Raw genomic sequence first — 15,520 nt, 5'->3', positions numbered from 1 at the left:
GGGGGGGGGCGGCCGGGGGGGGTGGGGGGGGGGGGGGGGGGGGGGGGGGGGGGGGGGGCCCGGGCGGGGGGGGGGGGGGGGGTCGGGGGGGGGGGGGGGGTGGGGGGGGGGGGGGTTTTGGGGTGGGGGGGGGGGGGGGGGGGGGGGGGCGGGGCCGGGGGGTGTCCGTCCTCGGACCGGCGGTTGGGGTCGGGCAGGAGGTGCCGTCCCTTTACGCCGGCCACTGCGGGCGGACACCCCCGACCCGTCCCCTTCGCGCCGTACGCGACCGCGGGCCCGTGGGGGTACGCGCTTGGCTACGCCAGCAGGCCCGACGACTTCCAGAGGCGACGGCCCACGCCGCGCAGCACTCCGATGTCGTCCAGGAAGTCCGTCAGGCGCTTGGCGCCCGTCTGCATGACCTCCCTGCGGTGGCCGCTCGCCTTCACCTGGGCCAGGGCCTCGCGCTTGTCCAGGCCTACGTTCGTGTAGACCTCGGGGTTGACGAAGGCGACCGAGAAGACGCGGGCGAACTCGCCCGAGGTGACCCGAGTGAACTCCTGCGACCACTTCGGCGCCGTCACCATCTGGCGGCGCAGTTCCTCGCGGGCGTAGCGGACGTGGCGGGCCTCCTCGATCACGTGGATCCGGGTGACGCCGCGGATGAGGGGCTGGACGCGCTCGTCGGGGAACGTCAGGCGCTGCATCCAGTCGAGGACCTCCTCCCCGAGGAGGGTGGCCGTGAAGGAGCCGGGGGTGGTGGAGATCGTCTTGAAGAGGCGGCCCAGGTGCTGGTGCGCGCGGCTCACGGGGTACCAGGGGGTCCCGCCGTGGGAGATCAGGCGGGCGAACATCTTGGAGTGGCGGCACTCGTCCTCGATCTCGGTGAGTGCGTAGCGGACGTGGGCGCTGGTTGCCGCCTTGTCGTAGATGTGGCGGACCAGGAGCTGCATGAGGATGATCTCGAACCAGATGCCGAGCGAGGCGAGGGCCGCGGCCTCGTGCTGGGAGAGGAGGATGCGCTGTTCCTCGCTCATCCGCTTCCAGATCGGGGTTTCGTAGAGCGAGACCAGTTCCGGGGGCCAGAACCACTTGCCCTCCTCGAAGGGCGCGTCCCAGTCCAGTTCCTCGTCCGGGTCGAAGGAGTGCTTGGCGGAGGAGTCGAGCAGCCGCTGGGCCACTTGCTCCCGGTCCTTGAGCAGGCCGAGCGCATCGCGCAGCCCCGCGAGCGCATCGGCTTCCGTCAGCGTCGTCATGAGCTTATGAGACTGCCTGTCAGCAAGGTCGTCAATCCCTTGCGCAAGAGTTGTTGACCCCGCGTCTACTACGTGTGAGCCTGCGGGGCATGCCGACTTACGACCTGTACGCCACGGATCCGGGAGAACCTCTCTGGCAGGTGCCGGCGACCGGCTCGGCACGTTTCAGCTGGGAGTACGACGACGGGCGCGACCGGCTGCTGGCCCTGTACCAGAAGGGCAAGGACAAGCAGTGGGACGGGCTGAAGCGCATCGACTGGGGGATCGAGGTCGATCCGTACGACCCCCTCGGCACCCCTGACGAGTCCATGTCCCTGTACGGCACCAAGTACTGGGCCAGGCTGAGCGAGAAGGACAAGGGGGAGCTGCGGCAGCACTACGCCTCCTGGCAGTTCAGCCAGTTCCTGCACGGCGAGCAGGGCGCGATGGTGTGCGCCGCGAGGATCGTGGAGTCCGTGCCCGACCTCGACGCGAAGTTCTACTCGGCGACGCAGGTGATGGACGAGGCGCGGCACGCGGAGATCTACGGGCGCTTCCTGCACGAGAAGATCGGGATGCTGTACCCGGTCAACGACAACCTGCAGGCCCTGCTGGGCGACACGCTGCGGGACAGTCGGTGGGACATGCCGTATCTGGGCATGCAGGTGCTGATCGAGGGGCTGGCGCTGGCCGCCTTCGGCATGATCCGCGACACGACCGACAAGCCGCTGCCCAAGCAGATCCTCGCGTACGTCATGCAGGACGAGGCCCGGCACGTCGCCTTCGGCCGGATGGCGCTGCGGGACTACTACCGGCAGCTCACCGACGCCGAGCTCCGTGAGCGCGAGGAGTTCGTCATCGAGGGCTGCTATCTGATGCGCGACCGGCTGCGGGGTGTGGAGGTGCTGAAGAACTTCGGCATCCCGGCCGCCGAGGCCGAGGAGTTCAGCGAGCGGTCGGAATTCCTCGCCCTGTTCCGGAAGTTGCTGTTCTCCCGCATCGTCCCCTGCGTCAAGGACATCGGGCTGTGGGGCAAGCGGCTCCAGCAGGCCTATGTCGACATGGGCGTGTTCGAGATGGGCGACTCGAACCTGGACCTGCTGATGGCCCAGGACGAGGAGATCGCGGAGCGGCTGGATGCCGAGCGGTTCGCGGCGGAGGAGCGGGAGCGCGTGGCGGAGGTGGCGGGGGCGATCGAGGCGGGGGCGGAGGGCTGACGGACTTCCGGGGCTCCGAGTCGTCCTCGAAGCCCCGGGAACCGCAGTCCTGACCGGCCTAGATCGAGCACCCCAGCCCCTCCGGCACCTCCCCCAGCACCGGCTCCGCACCCTGCGGCGGGAAGGACGTGCGCAGGGTGAAGGCGTAGGGGGTCGGGCCGTTCGTGCGGAGGTGCAGGAGGCGGGACTCGGCCTCCGCGACCGTCGGACGGTGACCCGCCGGAACCCACCACAGGGCCGTCATCGCCTCCTGCACGCGTTCGAACCACTCCCGCCGACGGGCCAGCATCTCCCGGTGGCGGCCCTGGTACATGTACGCGGTCAGGGCGTTCGTGTCGCGCCACATCGTCAGGTTGATGATCAGCCAGGAGTCACCGAAGACGGGTACGTTCGTCGCGTCGCCGGAGTCGTCCTGCAACCGCCAGACGAAACCGTCGGCGGCCTCGGCGTCGGCGTTGACGGGCTCGAGGTTGTCGACGAAATCCTTCAACTGCGGGGAGTCCAGCGGGGCCTTGAGGCGGGCGATGTTGACCTGGGCGAGTTCGTAGGCGGCTTCCGGAGTGGCTGAGGTCGTCATGGACCGAACGGTAGGTCGGGGCCGGGGCGCGGGGCCAGAGTGCGTCTCAGTACGTGGGCACATGTCCCTCTTTCACAGCCGGGGCGGCCGGCGGGTGAGTATCTGTGTACCGCTGTCTTACGGGCGGGAAATCCCGCCCTGACCGGCCCGCCCGTAGCGTCGACGGGCATGACGGGGAATGTACTGACCACCCTCCGCTCGACCGTCCGCCGCCCGGCCGCCCTTCCCGGCTGGAGCTCCATCCGCGGCCGTATGGCCATCGTCCTGGCCGTGCCGACCTGTCTGCTGCTCGCCCTCATCGGGCTCGGCGTCGCCGACCGGGCCGCCGACTGGTCCACCGCCCGGGGAACCGAGGCACATGTCGGGGTGCTGCTGCGGGCGCAGGGACTCGTGCGGGAGGTGCAGCGCGAGCGCGGGCTGACCAACGGGCTGCTGGGCGGCGAGGACGGCTACCGCGACGATGTCGTCGCCCAGCGCGGCCGTACCGACGAGGCCCGGGACGCCCTGCGCGCCGCGCTCGACGAGGAGGGCGGGGCGCTGCCCGACGCCGCGGTCTCCGCCCTGCGGGCCGCCGACGTGCCGCTCGGCGCCCTCACCGCGACCCGCGAGGACGTCGACGCCGGCACCGCCGACCGCGCCGCCACCCTGCGGACGTACACCAAGGCCGTCACCGCCCTCGTCGACGCCGAGTCGGCCGGCGCCCCGGACGGTGACCGGCGCATCGCCCAGGGCGTGCAGGCGCTGCAGGCCCTTGCCCGGGCCACGGAGGCCGTCGCCCTGGAACGCGGCTCCCTCAACGGGGTGTTCGCGGCCGGTCGGTTCCGGTCCGGGGAGTACCTCGACTTCACGGAGGTCCGGGCCACGCGGGTGGCCGCGCTCGGTCAGTTCCGGCAGCTCGTGGGGGAGCATGAGGAATCCGCGCTCGATGACGCCTTCGCCACGGCCGCCGCGCGTCGGGTCGCCGGGTACGAGGCGCGGGCCGAGCGGGGTGCCGACGGGTCAGCGCTCGCGGTGGCTCCGGCCCGCTGGTGGGCCGACATGACGATCCTCGTCGACGATCTGCACGCCGTGCAGCGGGATGTGGGGGACGACGTCCGTGCGCGCGCCGCCGACGCCGGTTCCGCCGCCACGCGGCAGCTCGGGGGCTTCCTCGCCCTCGGGGCGCTGATCCTCGGCGTGGCCGTCGCGCTCGCCGTGTTCTCGGCCCGCTCCATCACCCGGCCCCTCGGCGCCCTCGCCGACGAGGCGGACGCTGTAGCGGGGAGGCGGCTGCCCGAGGCCGTACGGCGGATCCAGGAGGCCGACCCCGACCTCCCGCCCGCCGAGGACGGGGCGGCGGAACGGACCCGGCTTCCCGGCGGCGCACGGGAGATCAGCCGGCTGGCCGCCGCCCTGCGCAACGTCGAGGACACCGCCGTAGGACTCGCCGCCCAGCAGGCCGTCCTGCGCCGCACCAGCACCGAGTCCCTGGCCAGCCTCGGCCGCCGCAACCAGAGCCTGCTCAACCGGCAGCTCGGGCTGATCACCACCCTGGAGAGCCAGGAGCTCGACCCGGACGCTCTCGCCGAGCTCTTCGAACTCGACCACCTCGCCACCCGGATGCGGCGCAACGCCGAGTCGCTGCTGGTGCTCGCCGGAGAGGAGTCGCCGGCGAGGTCCTGGAAGGGCACGGTCGCCGTCGCCGACGTCGTGCGGTCGGCCGTGTCGGAGGTCGAGCAGTACCGGCGGGTGGCCGCCGTCGACATCCAGCAGTGCGGCGTCCGCGGCCACTGCGTCGCCGAACTGTCCCATCTGCTCGCCGAGTTGGTGGAGAACGCGCTGATGTTCAGCCCGCCCAAGCAGCCCGTGGAGGTCTACGGCTGGCGGGACGGCGCCGAGTACTGCCTGGCCGTCGTCGACCGGGGGATCGGTATGACACCGGAGCGCATGGCCGAGTCGAATCGCGTCCTGTCGGGAAAGGGCGAATCCCTGCACGCCGCCCCGACCCGGTTCCTCGGTCACCATGTCGTAGGCGCCCTCGCCGCCCGCCTCGGCGCCCAGGTCGAGCTGCGCCCCACCCAGGGCACGGGCGTCACGGCGTACGTCGCCCTGCCCGCCACCCTGATCCAGGAGTCGACGTCAACGGCCGTGGTGCGGGGGTGACTTCTTCAGCACCGCCTCCATCACCGCGCGCGCGACCGGCGCCGCGTCCCCGCCGCCGCTGATCTCGCCCCGGTCCGCGTCCGCGTCCTCCACCACCACGGCGACCGCGACCTTCGGTTCCAGATCGCGGTCGCCCTGCGCCCAGGAGACGAACCAGGCGTACGGCGTCCCGGAGTTGCCGAGGCCGTGCTGGGCCGTGCCGGTCTTGCCGCCGACCGTCGCGCCCGGGATCCAGGCACCCGAGCCGGTGCCTTCCCGTACGACGTCGACCATCAGTTCCTTGAGACGGACGCTCGTCGAGGGGTGCATCGCCTGCCGCCCGGGCCGCGATGCCGCCGTCGACACCGTCGCGCCGCTCGCCCGGGTCGTTCGCTCCACCAGATACGGCGTCCGCACCTTGCCGCCGTTCGCCACCGCCGCCGCGACCATCGCCATCTGCAGCGGCGTGGCCCGCGTGTTGTACTGGCCGATCGACGACAGGGCGAGCTGCGCCCGGTCCACCTTGGTGTCGAAGGTGCTCTCCGAGACCGAGAACGGGATCCGCACGTCCGCGTCGTTGAACCCGAAGGCCTCCGCCGTCGCCGCCATCCGTTCCACCCCCACCTCGACCCCCAGCTTGGCGAACACCGTGTTGCACGACCACTCGAACGCCTTGCGCAGCGAAACGTCCCGGCAGCCGCCGCCCGCGTTCGTCAGCGAGGTCCTGGTGCCCGGCAGGCGGTACGGATCCGGGGAGCGGGTCGGCTTGTCGAGGTCCTCGACCACGCCCGCGTCCAGGGCCGCCGCCGCGGTCACCACCTTGAACGTCGAACCCGGCGGATATGTCTTGCGCACCGCCCGGTTGAGCATCGGCCGGTCCGGATCGCGGTTCAGCGACTTCCAGGACCGCGGCACGGCCGAGCCGTTCCCGGACAGCACGGACGGGTCGTACGACGGCGCGGACACGAGGGCCAGGATCCGCCCGGTGGCCGGCTCCAGGGCCGCGACCGCGCCCTTGCGGCCGGCCAGTCCCTCGTACGCCGCCTCCTGCGCGCCCGGGTGCAGGGTGGTGAGCACGTCGCCGCCGGGGTAGCGGTCGCGGGCGGTCCCCTTCCACAGCGGGAACGGCGACAGCAGCGGGTCCGTGCCCGACAGGACGCCGTCCTCGGCGTGCTCCAGGAGGGTCGTGCCGTACACCTGCGAGGCGAAGCCGGTGACGGGGGCGTACATCGGGCCGTTCGTGTACGTCCGCTCGTAGCGCAGGGGCTCGCCGGTGTCGTGGGATCCGGTGACCGGTTCGCCGCCGACCAGGATGTCGCCGCGCGGCTGCCCGTAACGGGAGATGGAGGTGCGGCGGTTGGCGATGTTGTCGGCGTAGGACGGCGCCTCGACGACCTGGATACGGGTGGCGTTCACGAGCAGCGCGGCCAGCAGCAGGGCGCAGAAGAAGGCGGCGTGCCGGATGTGCCGGGTCATCGGGTGGCCTCCGCACGGTGGTCGTCGTGTCCGGTGGTGACCACGGCCGCCTCCTCGTCCTTGTCGTCCTTGGGCACGCCGAACCGGCTGCGCGCCTTGTCGCTCACCCGGATCAGCAGCGCCACGATCGCCCAGTTGGTCACCACCGACGAGCCGCCCTGCGCCAGGAACGGCATCGCCATGCCGGTCAGCGGGATCAGGCCCGTCACCCCGCCCGCGATCACGAACACCTGGAGCGCCACGATCGAGGCCAGCCCCACCGCGAGCAGCCGGCCGAAGGGGTCGCGCAGGGCCAGGCCCGCGCGATAGCCGCGCTCCACCAGCAGGCCGTAGAGGAGGAAGATCGCGGACAGTCCCGCCAGGCCCAGCTCCTCCCCGGCCGTCGCCAGGATGAAGTCCGACTTGGCCGCGAAGCCGATCAGGATCGAGTGGCCGAGGCCCAGTCCCGTGCCGAGGGTGCCGCCCGCCGCGAAGGCGAACAGCGACTGGGACAGCTGGTTGGGGCCCTCGCCCGCCTCGATCGACGCGAACGGGTGCTGCCAGTCCTCGACCCTGCTGTGCACATGCGGCTCCAACTGGCCGACGGCCACCGCGCCGAGCGCCGCCAGCAGCAGGCCGAGCGCGATCCAGCCGGTGCGTCCGGTCGCGACGTACAGCAGGACCACGAACAGGCCGAAGAACAACAGCGAGGTGCCCAGGTCCCGTTCGAGGATCAGCACGCCCACGCTCAGCAGCCAGATCGCGACGATCGGACCGAGGACGCGCCCGGTCGGCAGCTGCAGTCGCTCGACCCCCAGGACCCGGCGGCCCGTGTACGCCAGCGCGTTGCGGTTGGCGGCCAGATACGCCGCGAAGAACACCGCGAGCAGCACCTTCGCGAACTCGCCGGGCTGGATGGAGAATCCGGCGATCCGGATCCAGATGCGGGCGCCGTTCACGGACGGGAAGAAGATCGGCAGGGTGAGCAGCACGAGGGCGGCGACGACACAGACGTAGGCGTAGCGCTGGAGCACGCGATGGTCTCGCAGCATCAGGACGACCAGGATGAACAGCGCCACCCCCAGCGTGGACCACACGAGTTGGGTGGGTGCCGCCAGGTCGTCCGGTGTCTCCAGGTCGAGCCGGTAGATCAGGACCAGCCCGAGGCCGTTGAGCAGCACGCCGATCGGCAGCAGCAGGGGGTCGGCGCAGGGGGCGCGCAGCCGCACCGCCAGATGCGCGACCAGCGCGAGCACGCCGAGCCCGGCGCCGTAACCGGCGGCGCCGGGCGGGACGGTGCCGTGCTTGGCGAGGCCGACCGCGCAGTAGCCGTACACGGAGAGCAGCACGGCCACGACGATGAGGGCCAGTTCGATGCCACGACGCCGGGGGAGCGGTGCGGCGGGAGCGGGAGCGTCCGCTGCCACCAGGGTGGTTCCGGCCTTGGTCATGTCCGGAACTTACCCAAATAGTCCGTCTTGCGCGCTCCTCGTGGCTCGGCGTCAGCGCGGCGCGGGCCTGTATGCGTTTACGGCGTCCCGCCAGCGCAGCGTCAGCGTCGCGACGGCCCCGCCGTCCGCCGCGTTGGCGAACGTCAGCCGCGCACCGAGTACCTCCGCCTGTCCCAGCGCGATGGTCAGCCCCAGCCCGTGCCCCTTGGACCCACCCTCCGTACGAAACCGCTGCGGCCCATGCGCGACGAGATACTCCGGATAGCCCACGCCATGATCCCGCACGGTGACCACCGGCCCGTCCACCGTCAGAACCACGGGCCTGCGTCCGTGCTTGTGCGCGTTGGCCACCAGGTTGCCCAGCACCCGCTCCAGCCGCCGCCGATCGGTCTCCACCACGAGGTCCCGCACGACGACGACCTCGGTCTCGGTTCCGGACGCCCGGACCACCCGCTCGGCCAGCGCGGCGAGCGGCTCGCTGTCCAGCTCCAGCCGCTCACGCCCGGTGTCGAGGCGCGAGATCTCCAGCAGGTCCTCGGTCAGCGTGCGCAACGCGGCCACCCGGTCCCGAACCAGCTCCGTCGGCCGCCCCGGCGGCAGCAGTTCGGCCGCCGCGTGCAGCCCCGTGAGCGGTGTCCGCAGCTCATGCGCCACGTCCGCCGTGAACCGCTGCTCCGACAGCAGCTTGCTCTGCAGCGACGACGCCATGGAGTCCAGCGCGGCGGCGACCGCGGCCACCTCGTCCTGCGGCCGGCCCGGCTCCTTCGTACGGGGATCGTCGACCCGGGCGTCCAGGTCGCCCCCGCTGATCCGCCGGGCCACCTGGGCCGTGGCGTGCAGCCGTCGTGTCACCCGGGTCACCGCGAACGCGCCCACCAGCAGCGTCGCCCCGATCGCCAGTCCCGACGACCACAGGATCGCCCGGTCCAGGCCCTCGATGGTGCGGGCCTGCTGCGAGTAGTCGATCCCGACGGCGAGCACCCGCTCGCCGTCGACCGGGCCCGCCGCCCACATCATGGGGCGCCCCCGGTGATCGGCGACCATCGTGCCGCGGTCCCCGGCCAGCGCCAGGTCCCGCAGTGACCGGGGCAGCCCCGGCGGATCGAGCCGGGCGTCCGGTCCGAGGGTGTCCCCGGCCTCGAACTTCGCCGTCGCGTCCGCCAGCCGGGACAGCGCGCGGTCGCGGGCCTGGCCGACGGTCTGGTTCGTCACCGAGACGTGCACGAGGACGCCCAGCAGCGCGGCGAGCGCACAGCACATCACCGTGATGAAGACGGCGGCCTTCACGGCGAGCGTGCCGGCCCACCGGGGGAGCGCGAGCCTCATGGGGTGCTCGCAGAGGGGGAGCCCCCGGACGGCGACGACGAACGCGACGGCGAGGGGCGCGGCGACTTCTTGTGCGGACCGGTGCGCAGCATCTCGTCGTGGGTGAGCAGCATCGCCCTCTGCTCGGCGTCCCAGGTCCACTGCAGCCGGTACTCGTACCCGGCGACCTCGGACGGCGAGCGGATGATCACCGACCGTCCGGCCAGCTCGACGGCGCTGACGGCGTCGTCCCACTCCATCAGCTGTACGAGCCTGTGCTTGTCGACGGTGTAGACGCGCACCGCGGTCGTGTTGCCGGGCATCAGCCGGAAGCCCAGCGTCAGCTCGGGGCGCCCGTCGCCGGTCAGGTCCCGGTAGTAGGGCTGGAGCACCGGGCACCTGCCGCGTCCGGCGCCCTTGTCGCACTCGGCCATCAGGCGGCCGGTCCGGCCGTACATCGCGTCGTCACCCTGGTAGCTGTCCGGGCTCTCCGCCATCTCCTTGCGGACGACCGCCAGCGGGTCCACGTCGCGGATGTCGCCCCGGGGAACGGTGATGCCCTTCACGACCTCCCTGTTCACCTCGCCGATCACATAGGCGGGGCTGGACGCCGGCGTCAGCTGCGGCCACAGCTTGTCCGGGCTCACCGCGGTCTCGGTCGGGCCCGCGCCCTGGAGGCCCCCCGCGTCACCGCAGGCCGTGGCGGCCGCCAGCAGCAGTGCGACGAGGGCACCGAGCGCGGCGACGCGCGTAGGTCGACTGCGGGGCACGGTTCTCCCGGGGCTGGAAATGGCTGTCGGTCCGTACACCCTATTCGTACGGAAGTCCTTTTTGCGCACCCGGTGGGCGGACGGGCGAAACGGCTACTCGGCGAGTTCTTCCAGGAGCCGGGCGGTCGGCAGGCCGGCCCGGAGGTACTCGACGAACAGGTCGTTGTGCAGCGCCCACGGAGAGCGGCGGGAGCGTATCAGCCGGATCGCCCGGTCGACGGAGTGGTTCCGGCGGGTCAGTGCGTGGGCCACGACCAGACCCGAGCGGTTGTACCCGTGGTAACAGCGGACGAGGACCCTGCGGCCCTCGTCCAGCGCCTGGCACGCCGCCTCCGCCAGCCGTATCACCCCCGCGAGCTGGGTGCCGTCCAGCGGACCGTCGGGAATCGGCCACACATGGTGCTCGACGCCGGGATCGGGCCCGTGCCCGGGCAGCCGTAGCAGCGTCTGTACGAGATCGAACTCGTCCTGTACGACCGCGAACTCCAGTTGTCCCGAACGTCCCCGGAACTCGTGCCCGCCCATCCACAGGCCGGGCACGATCTCGCTCCACGGGCTGTCCGGAGCCGGTACGTCGGGTTGCTTCCTGCGGGTACGCAACGGCGCCTCCCCAACCGCCCCTCCCGGGGGGTCTGCCCAACTCCTCTCAAAGGTAACCGGGTTCTTGCCCGCGCAGCACCCTGCCTGTTCCCATGGTCAGTGGGGTGATGGTGCATGAGCGGACTGCGCGTCATACCGACCTGGCGGCACGGCCAGGAACGGCTCTACGTCTGCCTCCGGGACGGGCGGAACATCGCCTGGTACGACCGTGAGGCGGCCCGGATCAACCTGCTCAGCGAGGACCGCAGGGACGATGTGCTGGAGGTGCTCGGCCCCTTCGTCACCGGCCCGGTGACGGTGGGCCCGCCGCCGGTGCCCACCCCGGCCGAGCTGGCCCGGCTGACCCTCCACCCGGACGACGACCTGGCGCCGAACCGGCCCGGCGAGGCGCTCCTGGTGTCCCTCGACCGGGATCCCGGCCCCACGCACCGGCTGCGGCGTCCCGACCCGCGCCGGCGTGCGCTGACGGCCGAGCAGACCATCGGCGAGGCCCTGGACCGGCTCGACGGCGCCGGCTGGCACGCGCTGCACTCCGTCCCGCTGCCCGGCGGTGACCGCATCCACCACCTGGTGATCGGGCCCGGCGGACTCTTCGCGGTGCACGCCCTGTACGCCCGTAAGCAGAAGGTGACGGTCGCCGACCCGATGGTCTCCCTCGGCCGCCGCGAACCCCAGCCGCTGCTGCGCCGCGTCCGCGCCGACGCCGACCGCGCGTCCTACGCCCTGACCGCCGAGGTCCACCCGGTCCTCGCCCTGGTCGAGCCCTCCGACGTGGCGATTCCCGGGCCGCTCCGTGAGGTCCGGGTCCTCAGGGACACCGAGGTGGAGGGGCTGGCACGGCTGGGCGGGGTGCTCAAACCGGCGGATGTGGAGGCGCTGCACGCGATGGCTCGGGACCGGCGGGTCTGGGCTGCGGTGGGTTGAGCGTGCGGGCCGGCTGCAGTTCCCGTCTGCTGGGTGCTGCCGCCCCCAGACCCCCGCTTCGGCCCTGAAGGGGCCTCGTCCTCAAACGCCGGACGGGCTGAGTGGTGTCGGCTGGCGGGGAGGGGTCGGCCCGTGCCGAGGGGTCAGCCCGTGTGTCGAGAGGTGGGTCCGTGTGCCGAGAGGTGGGTTCGTGCGCTGTGGTGTGGGGCCCTGTGGGTGGGGTGCGTAGCCTCCAGGGGGATGCGTAGCCCCCAGCGGGTGGGTGGGGGTTTGGGATGGTGTGGTGTCGTCCTCGAATGTCGGACGGGCTGAGTGATGTCGGCCGGCGGGGAGGGGTCGGCCCGTGCCGAGGGGTCAGCCCGTGTGTCGAGAGGTGGGTCCGTGTGCCGAGAGGTGGGTTCGTGTGCCGAGAGGTGGGTCCGTTGCGCTGTGCTGTGGGGCCCTGTGGGGGGGGGTGCGTAGCCTCCAGCGGGATGCGTAGCCCCCAGCGGGTGGGTGGGGGTTTGGGATGGTGTGGTGTCGTCCGTGAACGCCGGGTGGGCCGGGAAGCGCCGGACGTGCCTTGGGGTCGGTCAGGGCAGTGCCCCCGCGGTCTTGGGGTCCAGGAGCGGCGCGAGCAGGTCGCCGTAGTCCTGTAGGCGGGGAGCGAGGTCCGGGGCGAGGAAGGTCAGGTTGCGTGGGGAGCGGCAGTCCTGTACCTCCTCCCAGGTCACCGGGGCCGACACCGTCGGCTCGCGGCGGGCCCGCAGGGTGTAGGGCGTGGCCGTCGTCTTGCGGGCGGCGTTCTGGCTCCAGTCGACGAAGACCTTTCCGGGGCGCAGGCTCTTCGTCATCCGGTGGATCGCGAGGCGGGGCATGGCCTTCTCGGCCTCCACGGCGAGTTCCTTGGCGTAGTCGGTGGCCTGCTGGGAGGGGGCCGGCTGGATGGCCGCCGTGAGGTGCAGGCCCTTCGAACCGGAGGTCTTCGCGTACGCCTCGATGCCGTCGGCCGAGAGCCGCTCCCGCAGCCACAGGGCCACCTCGCAGCACTCGACCACGGTCGCGGGCGAGCCGGGGTCGAGGTCGAAGACCAGCCGGTCGGCCTCGCCGGGCGCGTCGATCACCCACTGGGGTGTATGGAACTCGGTGACGAGGTTGGCGGCCCACATCAGGCTCGCGAGGTCCTGCACGAACACCATCCGGGCCGGCCCCTCGACGCGGGGTACCTCGGCCGTGGTGACCCAGTCGGGGGTGCCCGGGGGGACGTTCTTGGTGAAGAACACCTGGCCGTCCGGGCCGTCGGGATAGCGGAGGAAGGACACCGGGCGATCCCGCAGATGCGGCAGCAGGACGTCGGCGGTGGTGGCGTAGAAGTGCAGCACCTCGCCCTTGGTGAAGCCGGTCGCCGGATACAGCACCTTCTCCAGGTTGCTGAGCGCTAGCCGTCGCCCCTCCACCTCTGTGATCGGCGTCATACGATGAGAATTCCAGAAATCGTGGTGGATGTCCGAGTAATCCTCGCGAACCGATCGAAAGGGTGCTGCACGTGCGATCCATCTGGAACGGCGCCATCTCGTTCGGCCTGGTCAGCATCCCGATCAAGGTGGTGAACGCGACCGAGAGCCACTCCATCTCCTTCCGCCAGATCCATCTGGAGGACGGCGGCCGCATCCGCTACCGCAAGGTCTGCGAACTGGAGGACCGCGAGGTCGGCCAGGCGGAGATCGGCAAGGGGTACGAGGACGCGGACGGCACGATCATCCCGATCACGGACGAGGACCTGGCCCATCTGCCGCTGCCGACCGCGAAGACCATCGAGATCGTGGCCTTCGTGCCGGCCGACCGGATCGACCCGCTGCACATGGACAGCGCGTACTACCTCGCGGTGGGCGGGGCGCCGGCCGCCAAGCCGTACACCTTGCTGCGGGAGGCGCTCAAGCGCAGTCAGAAGGTGGCGATCGCGAAGTTCGCGCTGCGTGGCCGTGAGCGGCTGGGCATGCTGCGGGTGGTCGGCGACGCCATCGCCATGCACGGGCTGCTGTGGCCGGACGAGGTGCGCGAACCCGAGGGCGTCGCGCCGGACACGAAGGTCAAGGTCAACGACAAGGAGCTGGACCTCGCGGACGCCCTGATGGACACCCTCGGCGAGATCGACCTCGCCGAACTGCACGACGAGTACCGCGAGGCCGTGGAGGAGGTCGTCGCGGCGAAGGCCGCCGGCGAGGCCCCGCCCGAGGCCCCCGAACCGGCGGGGGGCGGCAAGGTCCTCGATCTGATGGCGGCCCTGGAGAGCAGTGTCCGGGCGGCCAAGGAGTCGCGCGGCGAGGAGCCGGCGCGGGAGGAGGCGGAGGGGGAGGTCAGACGGCTGCCGCAGCGCAAGACGGCCCGGGCGGCTCCGAAGCAGACGGCCGGCAAGAAGTCGACGGCGACGAAGAAGACGGCGGCGAAGAAGACGGCGTCCTCGGCCAGGAAGTCGACCTCGAAGACGGCCGAGGGGGCGAAGAAGACGACGGCGAAGAGCACGGCTAAGAGCACGGCGAAGAGTACGGCGAAGAAGACCTCGGCCAAGAAGACGACAGCGAAGAAGACGGCGTCGCGCAAGCGCACGGCGTGAGCCGCACGCCCGTCAGCCGAGCCGCCGCAACGCCAGCACCGCGTTGTGCCCGCCGAACCCGAACGAGTTGCTGAGCACCAGGTCCCCGTCCTCGGGCAGCGCCCGGGGTGCCCCCCTCACCACGTCCAGGTCGATCGCGTCGTCGACCTCCCCGCACCCCACGGTCGGCGGCACCACCCCGTGACGCAGTGTCAGTGCGGCCGCCACGGCCTCGACCCCGCCCGCGGCCCCCTGCAGATGCCCCAGATGTCCCTTGAGCGCGGTGACCGGGACGGACCGCTGTCCGAGCACCGCCCGCAGGGCGCCCGCCTCCGCGAGGTCGCCCTCGACCGTGGCCGTGGCATGGGCGTTCACGTGGACCACGTCCCCGACCCCGGCCCCGGCGTCCCGCAGGGCGCGCCGCAGGGCGAGGGCGATGCCGTTGCCGGACGGGTCGGGTGCCGCCATGTGGTGGGCGTCGGCGGACAGACCCCATCCCGCGGCCTCGCAGTAGATCCGTGCCCCACGCGCCCGGGCGTGCTCCTCGGCCTCCAGTACGAGGATCCCGGCACCCTCGCCGTTGACGAACCCGCTCCGGTCCTTGGCGAAGGGCCGCGAGGGCGAACCGTCGGCGGGATCACCGTCGGCCAGCGCCCGCATCGCCGCGAAGGACGCCATGATCGCCGGTGTGACGACCGCTTCGGCGCCGCCCGCCAGCGCCACGTCGACGCGCCCGTGCCGTATGCGGTCGATCGCCTGCCCTATCGCCTCGGTCCCCGACGCGCAGGCGCTCGTCACGGTCCGGGCCTCACCGGTGATGTGCAGATCGAGCGAGACCTGGGAGGCGGCCTGCGAGGGCACGGTCATCGGAGTGGTGAGCGGCGAGACGGCCCGCGGACCCTTCTCCCGCAGCCTCCGGTCCCCGTCCACCAGCACGGACGCGTCCCCGAGGATGGCCCCGAGGCTCACCCCCACCCGCGCCGGATCGATCCCGCTCTCCCGGGTGCCGGAGGGAGCGAACCCGGCGTCGGCCCACGCCTCCCGAGCCGCCAGCACCCCTAATCGCGCGGCACGGTTCATCCGTCGCGCCACCGGCCGGGGCAGCAACTGGGCCGGGTCCACGGGGACGACCCCCGCGATCCGCACGGGCAGCCCGGCGAACTCCTCGTCCGCCAACTCCCGTATTCCGTGGCGCCCGTCAAGCAGCCCCTGCCACAACTCCCCGGCCCCGACCCCGAGCGGTGTGACCGCCCCGAGTCCGGTGACGACGACCTTGCGGGGCGCGGACGCGGCGGACTCGCTCATCTCTGCATG

Annotated in this window: 12 protein-coding genes and 1 pseudogene; 4 read left to right on the top strand and 9 right to left on the bottom strand. The window is 72.1% G+C overall.

Annotated features, from left to right (window positions below; all coding sequences use genetic code 11):
* Nucleotides 1-296 precede the first annotated feature (296 nt).
* A complete protein-coding gene (locus tag ACIBAG_RS41340) occupies nt 297-1,235 on the bottom strand; it encodes a diiron oxygenase (protein ID WP_399112711.1) in 939 nt (312 codons plus the stop codon).
* Between the two features lie 89 nt (nt 1,236-1,324).
* On the opposite strand from ACIBAG_RS41340, the gene ACIBAG_RS41335 reads away from it, so the two are divergent.
* Nucleotides 1,325-2,431 carry a ferritin-like domain-containing protein gene (locus ACIBAG_RS41335; protein ID WP_399112709.1) on the top strand — a complete coding sequence of 369 codons (1,107 nt, stop codon included), beginning with the start codon at nt 1,325-1,327 and terminating at the stop codon, nt 2,429-2,431.
* A 58-nt stretch (nt 2,432-2,489) separates the two neighbouring features.
* Here ACIBAG_RS41335 and ACIBAG_RS41330 read toward each other — a convergent pair whose 3' ends face one another.
* The gene (locus ACIBAG_RS41330) at nt 2,490-3,008 is read right to left on the bottom strand and encodes a DUF3291 domain-containing protein (protein WP_399112707.1); all 519 of its coding nucleotides are present in this window, start codon (nt 3,006-3,008) and stop codon (nt 2,490-2,492) included.
* Between the two features lie 168 nt (nt 3,009-3,176).
* On the opposite strand from ACIBAG_RS41330, the gene ACIBAG_RS41325 reads away from it, so the two are divergent.
* Nucleotides 3,177-5,150 (top strand): nitrate- and nitrite sensing domain-containing protein, encoded by a 1,974-nt coding sequence (locus ACIBAG_RS41325; protein WP_399112705.1) that lies wholly within the window; start codon nt 3,177-3,179, stop codon nt 5,148-5,150.
* Here ACIBAG_RS41325 and ACIBAG_RS41320 read toward each other — a convergent pair.
* From ACIBAG_RS41320 to ACIBAG_RS41300, 5 genes are all read right to left on the bottom strand, one after another.
* Nucleotides 5,127-6,605 carry a penicillin-binding transpeptidase domain-containing protein gene (locus tag ACIBAG_RS41320; RefSeq protein WP_399112704.1) on the bottom strand — a complete coding sequence of 493 codons (1,479 nt, stop codon included), beginning with the start codon at nt 6,603-6,605 and terminating at the stop codon, nt 5,127-5,129. The genes ACIBAG_RS41325 and ACIBAG_RS41320 overlap by 24 nt on opposite strands.
* Nucleotides 6,602-8,035, bottom strand: a complete 1,434-nt coding sequence (locus tag ACIBAG_RS41315; protein WP_399112702.1) for an FtsW/RodA/SpoVE family cell cycle protein — start codon at nt 8,033-8,035, stop codon at nt 6,602-6,604. The genes ACIBAG_RS41320 and ACIBAG_RS41315 overlap by 4 nt, the downstream gene beginning before the upstream one ends.
* A 51-nt stretch (nt 8,036-8,086) precedes the next feature.
* Nucleotides 8,087-9,361, bottom strand: a complete 1,275-nt coding sequence (locus ACIBAG_RS41310; protein ID WP_399112700.1) for an ATP-binding protein — start codon at nt 9,359-9,361, stop codon at nt 8,087-8,089.
* The gene (locus ACIBAG_RS41305) at nt 9,358-10,110 is read right to left on the bottom strand and encodes a hypothetical protein (RefSeq protein ID WP_399112698.1); all 753 of its coding nucleotides are present in this window, start codon (nt 10,108-10,110) and stop codon (nt 9,358-9,360) included. The genes ACIBAG_RS41310 and ACIBAG_RS41305 overlap by 4 nt, the downstream gene beginning before the upstream one ends.
* 93 nt (nt 10,111-10,203) lie before the next feature.
* Complete coding sequence (locus ACIBAG_RS41300; RefSeq protein ID WP_399112697.1) at nt 10,204-10,710, bottom strand: dual specificity protein phosphatase family protein; 507 nt, start codon at nt 10,708-10,710, stop codon at nt 10,204-10,206.
* Between the two features lie 114 nt (nt 10,711-10,824).
* On the opposite strand from ACIBAG_RS41300, the gene ACIBAG_RS41295 reads away from it, so the two are divergent.
* A complete protein-coding gene (locus ACIBAG_RS41295; protein ID WP_399112695.1) occupies nt 10,825-11,634 on the top strand; it encodes a nuclease-related domain-containing protein in 810 nt (269 codons plus the stop codon).
* Nucleotides 11,635-12,206: 572 nt separating this feature from the next.
* Here ACIBAG_RS41295 and ligD read toward each other — a convergent pair.
* Nucleotides 12,207-13,088, bottom strand: coding sequence for a non-homologous end-joining DNA ligase (gene ligD / locus ACIBAG_RS41290; RefSeq protein WP_399112694.1), 882 nt, complete (start codon nt 13,086-13,088; stop codon nt 12,207-12,209).
* A 71-nt stretch (nt 13,089-13,159) separates the two neighbouring features.
* Here ligD and ACIBAG_RS41285 point away from each other — a divergent pair, with 71 nt between their 5' ends.
* Nucleotides 13,160-14,227, top strand: a complete 1,068-nt coding sequence (locus ACIBAG_RS41285) for a Ku protein (RefSeq protein WP_399112693.1) — start codon at nt 13,160-13,162, stop codon at nt 14,225-14,227.
* A gap of 12 nt (nt 14,228-14,239) precedes the next feature.
* Here ACIBAG_RS41285 and ACIBAG_RS41280 read toward each other — a convergent pair.
* A pseudogene (locus ACIBAG_RS41280) lies at nt 14,240-15,496 on the bottom strand (beta-ketoacyl-[acyl-carrier-protein] synthase family protein); the annotation flags it as partial.
* Nucleotides 15,497-15,520: the final 24 nt, after the last annotated feature.

It is taken from the genome of Streptomyces sp. NPDC051243, assembly GCF_044455405.1.
Classification (GTDB): domain Bacteria; phylum Actinomycetota; class Actinomycetes; order Streptomycetales; family Streptomycetaceae; genus Streptomyces.
This window is presented reverse-complemented; position numbering and strand designations above follow the sequence as displayed.

Bases quoted from the DNA above. Each gene is read 5' to 3' on its own strand.
- ACIBAG_RS41340 (WP_399112711.1), bottom strand. From the start codon at position 1,235: ATGACGACGCTGACGGAAGCCGATGCGCTCGCGGGGCTGCGCGATGCG.
- ACIBAG_RS41335 (WP_399112709.1), top strand. From the start codon at position 1,325: ATGCCGACTTACGACCTGTACGCCACGGATCCGGGAGAACCTCTCTGG.
- ACIBAG_RS41330 (WP_399112707.1), bottom strand. From the start codon at position 3,008: ATGACGACCTCAGCCACTCCGGAAGCCGCCTACGAACTCGCCCAGGTC.
- ACIBAG_RS41325 (WP_399112705.1), top strand. From the start codon at position 3,177: ATGACGGGGAATGTACTGACCACCCTCCGCTCGACCGTCCGCCGCCCG.
- ACIBAG_RS41320 (WP_399112704.1), bottom strand. From the start codon at position 6,605: ATGACCCGGCACATCCGGCACGCCGCCTTCTTCTGCGCCCTGCTGCTG.
- ACIBAG_RS41315 (WP_399112702.1), bottom strand. From the start codon at position 8,035: ATGACCAAGGCCGGAACCACCCTGGTGGCAGCGGACGCTCCCGCTCCC.
- ACIBAG_RS41310 (WP_399112700.1), bottom strand. From the start codon at position 9,361: ATGAGGCTCGCGCTCCCCCGGTGGGCCGGCACGCTCGCCGTGAAGGCC.
- ACIBAG_RS41295 (WP_399112695.1), top strand. From the start codon at position 10,825: ATGAGCGGACTGCGCGTCATACCGACCTGGCGGCACGGCCAGGAACGG.
- ligD (WP_399112694.1), bottom strand. From the start codon at position 13,088: ATGACGCCGATCACAGAGGTGGAGGGGCGACGGCTAGCGCTCAGCAAC.